The sequence below is a fragment of the Methylococcales bacterium genome, assembly GCA_030949405.1.
Lineage (GTDB): Bacteria > Pseudomonadota > Gammaproteobacteria > Methylococcales > Methylomonadaceae > WTBX01.
The window spans coordinates 702422-718841 of sequence record JAUZSN010000002.1 but is presented as its reverse complement, the minus strand read 5'-3'; the positions used below and the strand labels follow the sequence as shown (position 1 = coordinate 718841).

The following is a 16420-nucleotide window of genomic DNA, read 5'->3' as shown; positions in this document are numbered from 1 at the left end:
TTCACGGAGTCTGTCATGAAAAAACTACCTTTATTATTGATCTTTTTTTTAACCGCTTGCGTTACGATTAATATCTATTTTCCAGCCGCTGCCGCTGATGAAGCGGCGGATAAATTAATTAAAGACATTCAAAAAGTTACCCCGTCTGCTTCCGAAAAACCGCAAGCGAGTTTGCCTCACTGGAAATTAACGGTTTATCAGTGGGTTGATGAAGGACTTAATATTATTATTAGTCCCGTTCAGGCAGACGAAGCCGATTTGTCCATTGATAGTACAGAAATTAGACGGGTTCAAGCTTCAATGAAAGCCCGTTTTGATACCTTGAAAGACTTTTATGAACAAGGCTATGTTGGAATTACAAAAGAGGGCTTAATTGCGGTCAAAGAAGCCTCATCCATTCCTTTAAAATCACGAAATAAAGTCAGTAAATTAGTCGAGGCCGAAAATACAGACCGTGACACGTTATATCATGCGATTGCCGATGAAAATGGACATCCTGATTGGTATCAACAAATTAAAACAACCTTCGCCAAACGTTGGGTCAGTAATGCTCAAGCAGGATGGTGGTATCAAAATGCTAATGAAAAGTGGACGAAAAAATAAATGGCACGCAGACGTATACGCAAGAAAAAATTATCTGAAACCCCCGTTAAGGTTGTTATTGAGTCCTTAGCCCATGATGGGCGCGGCGTGGCTCATGTCGATGGTAAAGTTGTTTTTATTGATGAAGCCTTACCCGATGAAGAATTAGAATTCATCTACACCGATAGTCGTCGTGATTATGCCGAAGGGAAAGTGGTTAATTTAATCACTCGTTCCGCTATTCGGGTTGAACCTGAATGCCCTCATTTTGGGGTTTGTGGCGGATGTAGTTTTCAACATGTGGCCGCAGAAGAACAAATTCTTCTTAAACAAGCGTTATTAAAAGAACAATTTTCAAGACTGGGTAAGGTTGAAATCGAACACATTTGGGAACCTTTAACAGGTGAACATTGGGGGTATCGGCGTAAAGCGCGTGTGGGGGTCAAATATGTGGCTAAAAAAGGACGGGTTTTAGTCGGATTTCGAGAACGCCGTAATCCATTTTTAGCCGACATGGAAAACTGCAAAGTCATGCACCCTAAAGTGGGAACAAAGCTGGTCGCTTTATCTGAAATGATTGAGAAATTGTCGATTAAAGATAAAATTCCGCAAATTGAAGTCGCGATAGGCGATGAAGACTGTGTGCTTGCGTTTCGAGTTTTAGAGCCTGCTACTGATGAAGATAAGGCGATTATGCGTGAATTTGGCCATCTGCATCAGTTCAGTATGTGTCTACAATCTAAAGGCCCAGATACGATTAAACCGCTAGAAGGCGAGCCTGAGATTTTCCCTGAATATCGCTTACCTGAACAGGATTTAACCTTTAAGTTTAAACCCGCCATGTTTACTCAAGTGAATTATGAAATTAATCGTAAAATGGTCACACGGGCATTAGATGCTTTAGAGCTGACAAAAGACGATATTGTCTTGGATTTATTTTGTGGTTTAGGTAATTTCACTTTACCTTTAGCGACCAAAGCTAAGCATGTGGTTGGTATTGAAGGTGATTTACCTTTAGTGAACCATGCACAAGAAAATGCTCAACTTAATAATATTGAGAATGTTGAATTTCATGTGGCGGATTTAACGAAAGAAATTAATCAATTTCCGTGGGCTAAACAAAAATTCACCAAAGTCTTATTAGACCCCTCACGCGCAGGCGCAAGTGATGTATTACCCCATTTAAAAAAATGGCAGCCCGAATTAATTGTTTATGTCTCGTGTAATCCGTCAACCTTAGCGCGTGATGCAGGCATTTTAGTTAATGACTTAGGCTATCAATTGGTTAAAGCTGGGGTTATGGATATGTTTCCACAAACAGGGCATGTGGAGTCAATCGCCTTATTTAAACGAAAATAAAAAGGCGGTCGCGATGACTATTTATCACCGCGATCTCTTAAATTTTATCGGGATCGCCTTGAATCAATTATGTTAAAAAAATTAGGGCTACTTGCCAGTTTGATCCTGATGATAGGCTGTGTTCATTCCCCGTCTCAATCGGAATCAATCACATATTACCAAGCCAGTACCACCAAGCCTTATGCTGATGTTTTAGCGGAATTAGAAATTGCAATTAGTGAGCATAATTTTAGAATAACAGGGCATAGTCGTGTTGGTAAAGTCATTCGTGATCGGGGGACAAAAAATTTCCCAAATTATGACACCCTTCAATTTTGTAATTTAACCCATGCGAAGACCTTACTTGAAATGTCACCTCATTCCATTCGTCACATGCCTTGTAATATTGTCACTTATGACTATCAGGGGAAAACCATTGTAAATACCGATTTATTACCTGTTGATACCGATAATCAAGCCCTTAATCATTTTTCAGAAAAAATGAATACGAGACTGAAAGCCATTGTTGATTTTGCAGTTGAAGAATAATAAGCGGTATCATGTGTCTCTTTTAATATTTTTACACTTTTTAGCTTACGTTTTATGAAAAAAATATCGACCGCTCTTATGACCCTTGTCGCGATCAGTTTACTTACAAGCTGTGCGGCTATGGATGCAAAAACCGTTAAAAAATCAAGCGTTCAGCCTGTTGAACCGCAAAGTTTCATTAATCAATACCCCACCCGTGATCGTGTTGACTACGTTTTAAAATGTGTGGCACGACATGGCGGGCTTACCTATATTTCTCAATATGCCTGTGGCTGTAAGTTGGATAAAATTGCTGAAAAACTAACGTTTAAAGCCTTTGAAGCGGCGTTAACCTTTGGTTATTTACGCAAAACACCAGGGGAAAAAGGCGCGGCTTTTCGGGATCCTAATCAGTCAAAAAATCTTAAAAAACAGTTACGAGAAGTCGAAACCTATGCTGAAAAAATGTGTTTTGTAAAATAAAAGGTGTAAGAGGCGATAGCCAATATTGGGGAGCGTGACTAAAAAGTCGCGCTCCCTTTTTATTAATTTCTGAATTCAAGTCATTGCGTTATCATTGAAACATATTACCTTCGTTAGCCCCATTCATATCACTCAAGGTCATGGCATCATCGGCATGATTCCCAAACGCATTTAAATTATTAGATGCCAGTTTAATCATCAAACGAACATCATTACGCGAATCCGCTGAATTTAATGCATCCTCATGACTAATTTTACCCGCTTTATAAAGCTGAAATAACGCTTGATCAAAGGTTTGCATTCCATGTTCGCTGCCTTCTTTCATCACTTCTTTCAGACGATGAATTTCACCTTGGCGAATAATATCAGAAACCAACGGCGTATTAATTAAAATTTCGATGGCAGGAAAACGTCCCGTGCCATCCGACCGCTTGATTAATTGCTGCGCGACAATACCGCGTAAATTCAACGATAAATCCATAAATAATTGTTGGTGCATTTCTTCGGGGAAAAAATGTAAAATTCGATCTAAGGCTTGATTGGCATTATTGGCATGTAAGGTGGTTAGACATAAATGCCCAGTTTCTGCAAACGTAATCGCATGTCGCATGGTTTCACGGGTTCGCACTTCACCAATCAAAATAACATCAGGGGCTTGTCGGAGTGTATTTTTTAAGGCCACGTCATACGACTCGGTATCTAACCCGACTTCCCGCTGAGTCACCATACAACCTAAATGGGGATGCTCAAATTCCATTGGATCTTCAATGGTAATGATATGCCCCTTGCTGTTTCGATTTCGATACTGAATTAAGGAGGCTAAGGTGGTTGATTTACCCGTTCCCGTCGCCCCGACAAACACAACCAGTCCCCGTTTTTGCATGATTAAATCTTTTAACGACGGGGGTAAATGTAAATCGTCCATTTCAGGAACTTTATTTTCAATACGACGTAAAACCATTCCAGCGGCATCACGTTGAGTAAACGCACTCACTCGAAAACGCCCTAATTTACCAACACTAATCGCAAATTGACACTCTTTCGTTTGTTTAAATTCTTGTCTTTGCGCATCACTCATAATCCCTAAGACCAACTTAAGTGTTTGCTCTGCGATTAACGGGGTTTTCGTTATTTCAGTCATGACCCCATCTATTTTCATAGAAGGAGGCATTTTAGCGGTAATAAATAAATCAGAGGCTTTTTTTTGAACCATCAAGGCTAATAAGGCCGCAAAATCCATCGCCATCTCCTTTTAAATAAATTTTGCTTTATTAACGGCTTTTCCACGCGCTTCTTCTTTTGAGACTAAGCCTTGTTCCACTTTTTCTTGTAAATCTTGATCTAAGGTTTTCATCCCATCTTTACGTCCTGTTTGAATCGCAGAATACATTTGCGCCACTTTAGCTTCCCTAATTAAGTTTCTAATGGCAGGGGTTCCCACCATAATTTCATGAACCGCGACGCGTCCGCCGCCTATTTTTCGGCATAAATTTTGAGAAACAACTGCTTGTAAGGATTCAGAAAGCATTGAACGAATCATCTCCTTTTCAGCGGCGGGGAATACATCAATAATACGGTCAACTGTTTTAGCCGCAGAGGTGGTATGAAGCGTTCCAAACACTAAATGACCGGTTTCAGCCGCCGACATTGCAAGTTCAATGGTTTCTAAATCTCGCATTTCTCCCACTAAAATAATATCGGGATCTTGTCGAAGTGCGGAACGTAAGGCTTCTTGAAAGCCGAGGGTATCTCGATGCACTTCTCGCTGATTAATTAGTGATTTTTTAGATTTGTGAACAAATTCAATGGGATCTTCAACGGTTAAAATATGTTCATAGCGCGTTCGATTAATATGATCGACCATCGCCGCTAACGTGGTTGATTTTCCTGATCCCGTAGGCCCTGTGACTAAAACCATTCCTCGTTTATGCTGGGTAACATCCCGAAAAAATTGGGGAGCATTCAGTTGATCTAAACTTAAAATTTCAGAAGGGATACAACGAATAACGGCGCCCGCCCCTCTATTTTGATTATACGCATTTACTCGAAATCGGGCTAAACCAGGAAGTTCAAAAGAGAAATCGACCTCTAAAAATTCTTCATACCCCTTGCGTTGCTTATCATTCATAATGTCATAAATGAGCGCGTGAACTTCTTTATGCTCTAAATCGGGAATATTAATACGCCGAATATCACCATCGACACGAATCATTGGGGGAAGTCCCGCGGATAAATGCATATCCGATGATTTGTTTTTAACCATAAACGTTAATAATTCTGTAATATCCATACCATCCCTTTATAAAGTTTTCAGTGTAAAATAGCCGATAATTTAAACGTGATTCCCATTTTTATTCTCGCTATAAGTCATGGTAGCATTATTTTATAAACTCATCTCCTATGAAGACACTTAAACAAAATTTTTATTCGGTACGCTCACAGATACATCAAGCTGAAATGATGGGGGGACGGGCCAATGATTCCGTTAAACTGATCGCAGTCAGTAAGACTAAACCTGCAAAGGATATAGCGACCCTACATCAATTAGGCCAACAGGATTTTGGAGAAAATTACCTTCAAGAAGCCTTGGAAAAACAACAACAATTAGCCACACTGAATCTCATTTGGCATTTTATCGGCCCGATTCAATCCAATAAAACCAAAGCGATTGCCGAAAATTTTAGTTGGGTGCATAGTGTTGAACGTTTAAAAATTGCCCAACGTTTAAGTCATCAACGTCCCGCACACTTACCGCCATTAAATATTTGTTTACAAGTTAATATCAGCAATGAACCGACTAAATCAGGGGTCGATTTACAGGCATTACCGTCATTAATTACCGAGGTTAATGCCTTAGAAAATATTCGTTTACGTGGAGTGATGGCAATTCCTGCCCCAGAAACAGATTATGATTTACAATGCCAACCCTATCGTAAACTTTATCAACAGATCAAAGCCTTAAACTTATCTACATTGGATACGTTTTCATTTGGAATGACAGGTGACTTAAACGCCGCTGTTGCAGAAGGGTCAACGATGATTCGCATTGGAACCGCTTTATTTGGTAAACGGGTTAAACCATAAAAATAAATGAAACAATCTAAATTACATAATAAAAAACCATCAGGCGTGGGTTATTTAATTAATCGCATCCAATCCTTATTTGTAGGGATTTTAAAAATTTGGACAATTCCCATTGTATTAATGTTAAGCCTTGCTTCAGGTTTTACTACCTACTATGGCTTATCACATTTTATTATTAACTGGATTGCCTTAGTTATCACCGTCGCTATTCAATCCATTGTTGTCATTTGCTCACTAGAAATTGCAGGGATTCACTGGAAAGCCAATCGAGTCCGTTATTTTTCAGTGGTCTTATCCTTATTGATTGCCTTATCCGCCTCTATTTCATTTTCATATTTTAAATTTTATGAAATATCGGAACAAGACACCATTCATATTGATCGTTTAAAAGCCATTAGCCAAAATGTCACCACCTATCTTAATGAGGCAATGGCCTTAAAAGCCACCGTATTAAACTTACAACGTCAAGAACTTGAACAGACCTCGAAGGCAGCTTCCAAAGCCTATTTAGGAACGCACCCTGACATGACTAAAAATTATAAAAACCAAGTCGGTGAAGGCCCTATTTGGCAACATTATAATGACCTTTATCAAACTAAAAAACAGCAACAGGTCGCGCTAGTTAAAGAGTTTAAACAACTTGACCAAGCCATTAATCAATTACAACAAAGCTTAGGGGCGTTAGATGTGGCAACGGATGTGGAAGCGGCGTATTACCGCTTTAAAGATAATTTTCAAGGGGTACAACGACAGATCAATCAATTAGCCAGTCAATATGGACAAAGTCTGAGTAACCCACAGTTATTATTAAGTTATAAAGAATTTACTCGTGAGGTCACTCCGACATTAGCCATGTGGCAAAGTTTTTCTTTATTTGCGTTTATTTGTGCGGCAATGGTTGATTTTTTTACCGTCCTCTTATCGTATCGCCTTGAATTTTCAGCCCCTGGGCCTTTGACGGCACAAGAAGAAGAGCTTGTTTTTGAAGGCATTCGACAATTCACTGAATTTCGGATTAATAATAATGACGAGCTGGAAATGGTGATTGAGAAGACTGAACTAGAAAAAGCGCGGCGTTATTCGGATTGGTCACGGATGTTTGTGGTGGGTTTATTATTAAGTCGGGGTTTTTTACGAAAAATAGATCACCGAACCGTTGAGTTTTCCCCTAATATTTACCCTTTAATTGCTGAAAAAATGGCCGATAAAATCCTAAAAATAAAAGAAGCAAGGCAGCGTGATGAAACAAATTGAGGGTGAAAATGAGATTAAAGCGATTTTTTCAGAGGATCTTTTTCAACAAGAAGTCGAGATAGATTCCTCTATTTGGGATGCGGGGTTTGATGTTAACCGACAATTAATTGTGAGTAAATTGGGGTTTTATGAAAAAATATTTTTACGCCCTGAAAAATACGTAAAACGTTTTTATCATAGATGCCATCCTATTTTGATTGAAGATTGGGAAATTAGTGAGCAATTGCAACTGTACGATGGTTTTTGTTCGATGGGGATTAAACTTGAAATACGTTTTCAAGCCACCTTAGATTACATTGAAAAGCACCGTAATTTTATAATTGAAATTAATCAGCAAATTAAAGCCGCGTATGAGGCTCAACTATTAAGCGTTGTCCGCAGTGAATTAAACGCCTTAACCGATGGTTCATGGTTAAAAAATGGACTGGGATCTATTGAGAAAAAAATTGGCCTATTGATTTCTGAAACCTTAATTTTGCATCATATACAAGCCCAAGCCTTGTGTTCATTAAAGCCTCATTTTAAAGAATTTCCACATATTGAACTAACGAAAGAAAATATTAACATTAGTTTGGCTAAAAAAGAATTTGATATGGAGAATCAAAAACAACAGGAAGTGTACCGTCAAGAAATTGAAACAGACACTAAGAAATATCGGCATAATCAACAGCGTTTAAAGCAGTTAGATTATGAGTTAGATATTGAACGACGAAAGTTAGCTTTAGAAGCGGAACATGAGCGATTAATTTTGGTTGAAAAAGAAGGGATGCAGATTGATTATTTTGCCATTGAAGAGCGTTTAAGTACCGATAAAATTGCCCATGAAAATCGGTTAAAAGAAATTATTTTAGAGGCTGATTTTAATCAACAACAAGCTCAACGTAAGGCGGATCATCGAGAGTTAATAGAATCATTAAGCTATCGTCATCAATTAGGTGAAAAACAATTACATGCGGACATTGTTCGTTATGAGCAGCAGCAAAAACAGTGGCTAGAGGCGAAAGAACGGGTTCATTCTAAAAAAATAGAGGCCGTTAAAAAACGTAAAAAATTATAAGGGGGGGTGGGATGATATGCCTGACCCTTTTTTGTTGGTTTTTGTGACAAAATAAAAAGCGTGCTTGGAAAATTTTAAATTTCAACAACCTTTGTAACAGATGCAACTTAAGCATTTAAAAAAGGAGCGTTTTTCCCACTCCCTCTTAAACTGGCTGCCTCCTCTCCATCAAATAACGCTACTTAATTTCATTCAATGAGTGACTGATTTTATAAAGACAATGAATTTAGATTTTATAATAAATAAACAAAAATAACACATGGATTTTTTTGATTTGAAACTAACCTATAAACGTATCTTGTATTATGACCTTAACGATTGAAACCTTAAGAAAACGCGCGACGAAGTTTGTTAAAAATTACGCAAACTCTCATTATGAAATGGGTGAGGCACAAAATTTTATCCGTGATTTATGTGAAATATTTAACTTAAATTATCGCCGTTCGGTTCGTTTTGAAGCACGGGTTAAAAAGTTAAAGGGCAGTGGTCGTATAGATGCTTTTTTTCCTAGCTTATTGTTAGTTGAAATGAAATCAGAGGGGAAAGATTTAGATAAAGCCTACCTTCAAGCAACCGATTATTTTCATGGTTTAAAAAATGAGGAGTTGCCGCGCTGTGTTTTGGTCAGTGATTTTCAAAACCTGCATTTATATAACCAAGAAAATAAAGGCGAAGTCTTAAAAATCAAGTTAGCAGAATTACCGCAATATATTGAGAGTTTTCGTTTTATAACAGGCTATGAAAAGTTATTTAATGAACGTCAAGAGCGGATTAATAAGGATGCGGCGGAAAAAATGGCAGGCTTACATGATGTCATTAAAGCCACAGGTTATAACAGTAAAGATTTAGAAACCTATTTAGTACGTTTGTTATTTTGCTTGTTTGCGGATAATACCAATCTGTTTGGTGAAAACACTGTTTTTTGGATTATTTAAAAAATTATACGCAGGTTGACGGTGAAAATTTACACGAACGCTTACAAACGTTATTTAAGGTACTCAATCAACCGACTAAGAAACGCTTAAAAAACTTGCCCGAACATTTAGCCGCTTTTCCTTATATTAACGGTTCTTTGTTTGAGGGCGCATTGGAGGATTGTTATTTTGATGAGGAAGTGCGGACTATTTTAATTGAGTGTTGTGAACTGGATTGGAGCGAGATTAGCCCCGCGATTTTCGGTTCTTTATTTCAAGCGATTATGCACTTTGATGATGAGAAAGCGGGCGGAAAGACTAAGAAACGTCGTGAATTTGGGGCGCATTACACCAGTGAAGAGAATATTTTAAAAACGATTGATCCTTTATTTATGGATGCTTTACGGGCTGAATTTGAGCATATTAGTCCTAAAGGTAGTCGTGTTGGTAAGGTTAAGACGGCTAAGTTGGCGGTGTTTCATCAAAAGTTAGCGGCTTTGAATTTTTTTGATCCTGCCTGTGGTTGTGGTAACTTTTTGATTGTTGCTTATCGGGAGTTACGGTTATTAGAATTGGACGTTATTCATGCTCAGTTTAGTAAGGCGAAATCGGCACAATTATCGGTTGAAACTTTAATTAAATGTGATGTTGACCAGTTTCATGGGATTGATATTGATGGCAGTGCGGTTAATATTGCGACGGTGGCAATGTGGTTGACAGATCATCAAATGAATTTAAAAGTGCAGGAATTGGGGAATTATTTTAATCGGATCCCGTTGATAAAAAAGGCGAATATTGTTCATGCTAATGCCTTACAGCTTGATTGGGAAACAGTGATTGCACCTGAAAAGTGTAGTTTTATTATGGGGAATCCGCCGTTTGTGGGTTATAGCTATCAAACGAAAGAACAAAAATTAGATTTAGCCTTAGTTTTTAAAGGTATGAAAGGCGCAGGTGTTCTTGATTTGGTCACGGCATGGCATGTTAAAGCGGCGCGTTATATTCAAGAAAATAAAAATATTTCTGTCGCCTTTGTTTCAACGAATAGTTTAACGCAAGGCGAACAAGTAGCAATTTTATGGACAGAATTATTGAGGTTAAATATTCGGCTTTATTTTGCTCATCGTACTTTTCGTTGGAGTAATGAAGGTAAAGGCGTTGCGGCTGTCCATTGTGTGATTATGGGTTTTGGGTTGCAAGAATTAGAGTCTTATCGCTTATTTGATTATGGGGATGATATTAGTGGTGAGCCAATTGAAATAAAAGCACAGCAAATTAACCCTTACTTTGTTGATGCACCTACAGTATTAATTCAAAAACGTCGCAAGCCAATAAAGCACAGTATTCCAGAAATGACAAAAGGAAGTCAACCTACAGATGGAGGTCATTTATTATTGTCAGAGGAAGAGGCAAATATTATTCGAGAGAATGACCTTATTGCTGCTAAATATATTCAGAAAATATTAGGCTCACATGAGTTTATTAATAATATTCCACGTTATTGTTTGTGGTTGGAAAATAGTACTATAAATGATAGAACAAACTCACCTGAAATTAAAACACGTATGGAGCTAGTTAAAAAAATGCGTTTAGCCAGCCCTAAAATACCTACTCAAAAATTAGCAGATACACCTTATCTATTTGGTGAAAATAGGCAGAAAGATAAACCTTATTTACTAATACCAAAGGTTTCCTCTGAAACTCGAAAATTTATACCGATGGGATATGTTAAAGCTTCGACTATTTGTAAGGATTCTGCATTCATGATTCCAGATGCAAGACTTTATGATTTTGGCATCCTAACAAGCCATTTTCATAACGCATGGATGAGAACCGTTTGCGGACGTTTAAAGAGTGATTACAGTTATTCAAATACAGTTGTTTATAATAATTTTCCTTTCCCAGAAAACCTAAAATCGGCACAAATAAAAAAGATAGAAACCGCCGCACAACAAATTTTAGATGCCCGAAAAGCCGAAGAAGATTTATGTGCAAAACAAAATCAAAAATGCTCATTAGCGATGTTATACGCTAAAGAGGGAATGCCCGCCGATTTAGTCAAAGCCCACAACGCTCTAGATAAAGTAGTCGATGCCGCTTATGGATATAAAGGCAAAAAAGACGATGCCGCACGGGTTGCCTTTTTGTTTGAACGTTATCAAGAATTGATTGATGGGTTAGAATGAACAAAACAGATTTTTTTTGTATATTGAGATAAATAAGGATAAAAATGAGTGATTTTTTTAACCAGCAAAGTGAATTAACAGCCGCTAAAATAAAAATATATCGTGAATATAGGCTACCAACTTAAGACGGGACATCCAGTAAAATCAACTACTGCACGATTGTTGATTTTCCTCACTTTGTAAATATTGGGGATTTAAAACTGTCCCGCCTTAAGTTGGTAGCCCTAAAATATTACAAGGTTTTGAAAGTTGTTTAATTGCTGATTTATTTTGTGGTGCAGGAAAAAATGGTAATCAAGACGGCAGTCCACTTGTGTTATTAGACCGAGCTAAATATATTTTAGACAGCCCAATAATTAAACGAACAAATCCAATAATTGAGATATTATTCAATGATAAAGATAAGAAAAACAGTGACAATTTAACATTACAACTTAAAAAATATTCACATCCATCTATAAAAATACACCCCATAAAAAATCTTGATTTTCAATCAATACTTTTCCAAATATTATCTAAATATAAAAATTACAGTACCCCAAAATTCTTTTTTCTTGATCCATTCACCTATTCTGATGTGACTCTTGATAATTTAAGAGATTTAATGTTTTTGCCAAAATCAGAAGTATTTTTATTTATACCTGTTTTTCATAGCTATAGATTTTCGAGTAATAAGGGTTTTCAAAAAGATCATAAAACAAGGCAATTTGTAGAGGAATTTACTACTAAAGGAATGGCAAACTATGATGATATTGATGATTTTATGCAATCTATTAAAGAAAAAATAAAAGAAGAATTAGGTTTAGATTATGTACGTCCTATTTTGTTGGATGATGGAACTTGTAAAAATGCTATTTTTCTTTTAACAAGACATCAAAAAGGGATGTTATTGATGAATCAAATAGCATTAAAAGAATCTAACGATGGAAAGGGAATAAATATTAAATCACAACAAACAAATGATTTATTTGGATACCAAGAAACTCAAGGAACTTTACGATTTGATGTTCTTACCCAAAAACTAGAGCAAGAATTAAAAAATAGAAAAATAATGACTAATAATGAAATAATAGATTTCAGTATCAAGGAAGAATTTTTACCTAAACACGCAAAAAACTCTTTAAAAGATATTTGTAAGAAAAATAAAATAGTTATAGAAGACGAAAATGGAAATAATATTACTGAGAAGCAAGGAAAATGGAATATTGCTGAGAAAATAACCAAAGAAATAAGGTTTACTTATGACAACTAAAAGCCAAATAGAATGGACAGAACAAACGTGGAATCCTACAACAGGTTGCACGAAAGTCTCAGCAGGTTGTAAACATTGCTATGCTGAGATAATGGCAAAACGTTTAAAAGCAATGGGAACAAATGGCTATCAAAATGGGTTTGAGTTAAGTTTGCTACCAGAGCGATTATCACAGCCCATTAAGCGCAAAAAACCGACAACCTATTTTGTTAATTCAATGAGCGACTTATTCCATGAGGACATACCTTTTTCATTTATTGATAAGGTATTTAAGGTAATTAAACAAACGCCACAACACCGTTACCAAATATTAACGAAACGAGAAAATCAGCTTGTAGCCTATTTTAAAGATAGAAATGTTCCTGATAATGTTTGGTTAGGCGTAAGTGTTGAAAATATTAAAGAAGGGTTGCCACGCATAGAAATCCTAAAAAAAATACCTGCAAAAATTCGTTTTTTATCCATTGAACCTTTATTAGAAGACTTAGGAGAAGTTGATTTTTCTAATATTCATTGGGTTATTGTTGGCGGTGAAAGTGGAAGTAAAGCGCGTCCAATGGAAGAACAATGGGTATTAAATATTCAAGAACAATGTGATAGGCAAAATATCGCTTTCTTTTTCAAGCAATGGGGTACTTGGGGTGCTGATGGTGTTAAGCGAAATAAACATAAAAATGGTAAATTACTTAACAATAAAATTTATCATAATTACCCTAAGATTCAACAAGGTAGGCTGGAGAGAGGTATAAATATATGAAAAAACGTGTAGCTATATATATAAGAGTGTCCACCGATGGGCAAACCACCGAAAACCAAAGACGTGAGCTTTTAAACGTTGCTGAACATGCAGGTTGGGAAATTACAGAAATATATGAAAAGGAAATTACAACAAAGCAGGCTTTGACAAAACAAGTTCGTACGCTTTTAAAAATGAACAAAAATGGTTAAAAATTGTTCAAGAAACTTCTACAGACCTTGAAAATCAACGATTGGGAGAAATCTCCCAATCGATGGGGAGAAATCCCCCAACCTATACCAGATAGAAAACACAGATATAAAACCAGATATCATCATCGTTAATGATGATAATTTTGAAAAGATTTTTTCACTTGAAGAACAACCTTCCGCAAAAAAAATTTTATCTCAAATATCAAATCAAAAACAAATCGAAGTATTAGCAGTTTTGCTCGTTAAGATTAAAACTTCAACAATTAAAAATAAAGTCTCTTATTTACGCGCTATGTTGAATAGTGTTAAAAATGATACATTTACCCCACTTTCCCCTAAAAAGCCTAAAGTCAAAGAAATGTGGGACAGACAAGGCTTTAAGTCTCAAAAAGAATATGACGAAGCAATGTTTAAAAAAACATTAGAAAAATACGCTAAAAATACAGGCTTTGACAAAACAAGTTGGTACGCTTTTAAAAATGAACAAAAATGGTTAAAAATTGTTCAAGAAACTTCTACAGACCTTGAAAATCAACGATTGGGAGAAATATCCCAACCTATACCAGATAGAAAACACAGATATAAAACCAGATATCATCATCGTTGATGATGATAATTTTGAAAAGATTTTTTCACTTGAAGAACAACCTTCCGCAAAAAAAATTTTATCTCAAATATAACTAAGCATGGCAGTAGTAGCTCAAAGACAGTTATAGCTTTAGCTGCATTAAATTATAATGGCGAGCATCCTACTGGAATAATTGTTAAGCTTGAGCAATTAGAGGGTTCAGCCAAGGAAAATAAAGAGAGTGCAAAGCGAGCTGTAGAAAGAATGTCAAGAAAAATGTCTACTTAAGCAGGTGAGTATGCTGAAGAATTAACAGATAATTTGGATAGATTTTTAACGAAAATGGAGTATTCATGGTAGTTAATTTATCTGCCGAATCAATTTTTAGGTAGGGTGCAATTTTTTAAAATAACCTAAAAAATAACTAAGTGGATGAGAAAAGGACATAAATATTTTACTTTTTTTATTATGTGCTTATTTTAGAGTTAGGTTTTTACACCTAACTCTAGCTTAGTTTAATTTTTACCAGTTAAGGTGTGATAAAAAAATGTATTATGGTTGAAAAAATAACTGAAAGTAAAATAATGAAAACGCTTGATTGGGCTTATGATAAAGCAATTAATGGTGTTCCTGGATTGGACTCCGCAAGTGAAATGGCTGAAAGCTATTTAAACGCTGAAGGTTCTTTAGGAAAAAAAGTTAATTCTTTAATTCGTTGGCAAAATACTAAAGCAGGGACATCTGGTTTTTTAACTGGTCTAGGTGGGATTATTACAATGCCCATAGCTGTTCCTGCAAATATCACAAGTGTAATGTATGTTCAAATTCGAATGATTGCAACAATTGCACACATGGGCGGTCATGATTTACATGATGATAAAGTTAAGTCTCTTATTTATATATGTTTAACAGGAAATGCAGCTAAAGATATTCTCAAAGATATTGGTATTCATATTGGAAGAAAACTTACTGAAAGTACAGTGAAGAATATTAGCGGGAAAACAATTGTAATAATTAATCAAAAAGTAGGATTTAGGCTATTAACTAAGTTTGGTGAAAAAGGAGCAATTAACCTTGGTAAAGCAGTTCCTTTGTTTGGGGGGATTATTGGAGCAACATTTGATTCTGTGGCTACCAATACAATTGGCAATATAGCGCGAGATACATTTATAGCTTCATCATAAAATATAAAGTGGATAAGGTGGGAGATTTATTATCCCTGAGTTTTTTACGTGTAAATAAAAGAGATTATGGTTTCAGATGAAATAGCTCATAAAATGTTGATAAAATTAGGGTATGTAGTTGAAAAAATCCCAGAATCTGAAAAGGAAGAAGCTGATTTCTTAGTAAAGTATCAAGGTTCTACGGCTTTACTAGAAGCAAAGCTCAAAAAGGATGACCCAAGTATTGTAAAAAAAAGGGAAGCAAGTTTATCTGCTGGAAAAGTATCTGTAGTCGAAGCTAAACTTGGAATAAATAGTAATCTATCTAAAATAATAGACAAAGCAAATAGTCAGCTTCTTTCGTCCTCTGATAAACCGCATGATTTCAAAATAGTTTCATTTATAGCATCTGGGATAAATGAAAAAACAAAAACAGACCAATTTAAAGATACAATTTATGGTAGTACTCTTGTTTCAAATGGAAATAATACAAAAACTTGTTATTTCTTTAGGGATAGTGCATTTTACAAAAGAAATAACATTGATGCTGCAATTGTAGGTTATGTCTTTAATAATGAAATAATTTTGGAGTTATGTCTAAATCCGTACTCTTTAAATTATAACTCTTTAAAAGAATCTGTGTTTTTAGAACCTTTTAAAGGTGCAGTTATTGACCCATTAAAACTTGAAAATAAGGGGCTAGCATACATTCCAGATCATAATATTGATCGTAAGTTAAATGAGTTCCAAAAAAATATTCCATCGCATAATCCTATTCTTATACACCTACAGGAAAAATATAAAACTGGTTTTTTGATTAATATAGACTGGGACTCTCCTGAATTAGCAATTAGAATAAAAACCTAACATATGAAAAACTCTATGAAATTTACAAGGCATAGCTTACAATAACAAATTTTTAAAATGAACTATCAATGAAAAAAATATTAGTAGGTTTTTTCTGTTTATTGTTGAAGTTAAAAGCCACCTTCGCGAAGAAAGCACTTCTCAACTCCAAAAAATAATCAAAAATTTCAGAACGTTTTTCCCAGAACACCGAGAT

Annotated in this window: 17 protein-coding genes; 15 read left to right on the top strand and 2 right to left on the bottom strand. The window is 35.8% G+C overall.

The genetic code is table 11. The features are described from left to right. Nucleotides 1–15 precede the first annotated feature (15 nt). The 4 genes from Q9M50_03775 to Q9M50_03760 all read left to right on the top strand — a co-directional run bounded on the left by Q9M50_03775 (nucleotide 16) and on the right by Q9M50_03760 (nucleotide 2931). Nucleotides 16–603: a YdbL family protein gene (locus Q9M50_03775; GenBank protein MDQ7089748.1), complete on the top strand. Its 588-nt coding sequence runs from the start codon at nucleotides 16–18 to the stop codon at nucleotides 601–603. After that, nucleotides 604–1941 (top strand): 23S rRNA (uracil(1939)-C(5))-methyltransferase RlmD, encoded by a 1338-nt coding sequence (rlmD, locus tag Q9M50_03770; protein MDQ7089747.1) that lies wholly within the window; start codon nucleotides 604–606, stop codon nucleotides 1939–1941. It begins immediately after the preceding gene. 69 nt (nucleotides 1942–2010) lie between these two features. After that, nucleotides 2011–2469 carry a DUF302 domain-containing protein gene (locus Q9M50_03765; GenBank protein ID MDQ7089746.1) on the top strand — a complete coding sequence of 153 codons (459 nt, stop codon included), beginning with the start codon at nucleotides 2011–2013 and terminating at the stop codon, nucleotides 2467–2469. A 54-nt stretch (nucleotides 2470–2523) separates the two neighbouring features. Continuing rightward, complete coding sequence (locus tag Q9M50_03760) at nucleotides 2524–2931, top strand: hypothetical protein (GenBank protein ID MDQ7089745.1); 408 nt, start codon at nucleotides 2524–2526, stop codon at nucleotides 2929–2931. A gap of 91 nt (nucleotides 2932–3022) precedes the next feature. Here the strand turns inward: Q9M50_03760 and Q9M50_03755 are convergent, their stop codons facing one another. Together Q9M50_03755 and Q9M50_03750 are read right to left on the bottom strand one after the other, a co-directional pair. Next, nucleotides 3023–4171 carry a PilT/PilU family type 4a pilus ATPase gene (locus tag Q9M50_03755; GenBank protein MDQ7089744.1) on the bottom strand — a complete coding sequence of 383 codons (1149 nt, stop codon included), beginning with the start codon at nucleotides 4169–4171 and terminating at the stop codon, nucleotides 3023–3025. A 12-nt stretch (nucleotides 4172–4183) separates the two neighbouring features. Further along, nucleotides 4184–5221 (bottom strand): type IV pilus twitching motility protein PilT, encoded by a 1038-nt coding sequence (locus tag Q9M50_03750; protein ID MDQ7089743.1) that lies wholly within the window; start codon nucleotides 5219–5221, stop codon nucleotides 4184–4186. A gap of 110 nt (nucleotides 5222–5331) precedes the next feature. Between Q9M50_03750 and Q9M50_03745 the strand changes: the two genes are divergently transcribed. The 11 genes from Q9M50_03745 to Q9M50_03695 all read left to right on the top strand — a co-directional run bounded on the left by Q9M50_03745 (nucleotide 5332) and on the right by Q9M50_03695 (nucleotide 16224). Further along, a complete protein-coding gene (locus tag Q9M50_03745) occupies nucleotides 5332–6015 on the top strand; it encodes a YggS family pyridoxal phosphate-dependent enzyme (protein ID MDQ7089742.1) in 684 nt (227 codons plus the stop codon). Nucleotides 6016–6021: 6 nt separating this feature from the next. Beyond that, on the top strand, nucleotides 6022–7269 hold the full coding sequence (locus Q9M50_03740; protein ID MDQ7089741.1) for a hypothetical protein: 1248 nt from the start codon (nucleotides 6022–6024) through the stop codon (nucleotides 7267–7269). Continuing rightward, nucleotides 7256–8326: a hypothetical protein gene (locus tag Q9M50_03735; protein ID MDQ7089740.1), complete on the top strand. Its 1071-nt coding sequence runs from the start codon at nucleotides 7256–7258 to the stop codon at nucleotides 8324–8326. Before Q9M50_03740 ends, Q9M50_03735 begins: the two co-directional genes overlap by 14 nt. A gap of 305 nt (nucleotides 8327–8631) precedes the next feature. After that, on the top strand, nucleotides 8632–9261 hold the full coding sequence (locus Q9M50_03730) for a hypothetical protein (protein MDQ7089739.1): 630 nt from the start codon (nucleotides 8632–8634) through the stop codon (nucleotides 9259–9261). Then, the gene (locus Q9M50_03725; GenBank protein MDQ7089738.1) at nucleotides 9249–11426 is read left to right on the top strand and encodes a hypothetical protein; all 2178 of its coding nucleotides are present in this window, start codon (nucleotides 9249–9251) and stop codon (nucleotides 11424–11426) included. The genes Q9M50_03730 and Q9M50_03725 overlap by 13 nt, the downstream gene beginning before the upstream one ends. A 256-nt stretch (nucleotides 11427–11682) precedes the next feature. Beyond that, on the top strand, nucleotides 11683–12678 hold the full coding sequence (gene tcmP / locus Q9M50_03720) for a three-Cys-motif partner protein TcmP (GenBank protein ID MDQ7089737.1): 996 nt from the start codon (nucleotides 11683–11685) through the stop codon (nucleotides 12676–12678). Next, entirely contained in the window at nucleotides 12668–13435 is a 768-nt protein-coding gene (locus tag Q9M50_03715) for a phage Gp37/Gp68 family protein (GenBank protein ID MDQ7089736.1), read from the top strand. Before tcmP ends, Q9M50_03715 begins: the two co-directional genes overlap by 11 nt. After that, nucleotides 13432–13626, top strand: coding sequence for a recombinase family protein (locus Q9M50_03710; GenBank protein MDQ7089735.1), 195 nt, complete (start codon nucleotides 13432–13434; stop codon nucleotides 13624–13626). Before Q9M50_03715 ends, Q9M50_03710 begins: the two co-directional genes overlap by 4 nt. Nucleotides 13627–13861: 235 nt before the next feature. Beyond that, nucleotides 13862–14233 (top strand): hypothetical protein, encoded by a 372-nt coding sequence (locus Q9M50_03705; GenBank protein ID MDQ7089734.1) that lies wholly within the window; start codon nucleotides 13862–13864, stop codon nucleotides 14231–14233. A gap of 515 nt (nucleotides 14234–14748) precedes the next feature. Further along, entirely contained in the window at nucleotides 14749–15378 is a 630-nt protein-coding gene (locus Q9M50_03700; protein MDQ7089733.1) for an EcsC family protein, read from the top strand. A 66-nt stretch (nucleotides 15379–15444) separates the two neighbouring features. Next, nucleotides 15445–16224, top strand: a complete 780-nt coding sequence (locus Q9M50_03695; GenBank protein ID MDQ7089732.1) for a hypothetical protein — start codon at nucleotides 15445–15447, stop codon at nucleotides 16222–16224. The last annotated feature ends 196 nt before the right edge of the window (nucleotides 16225–16420 follow it).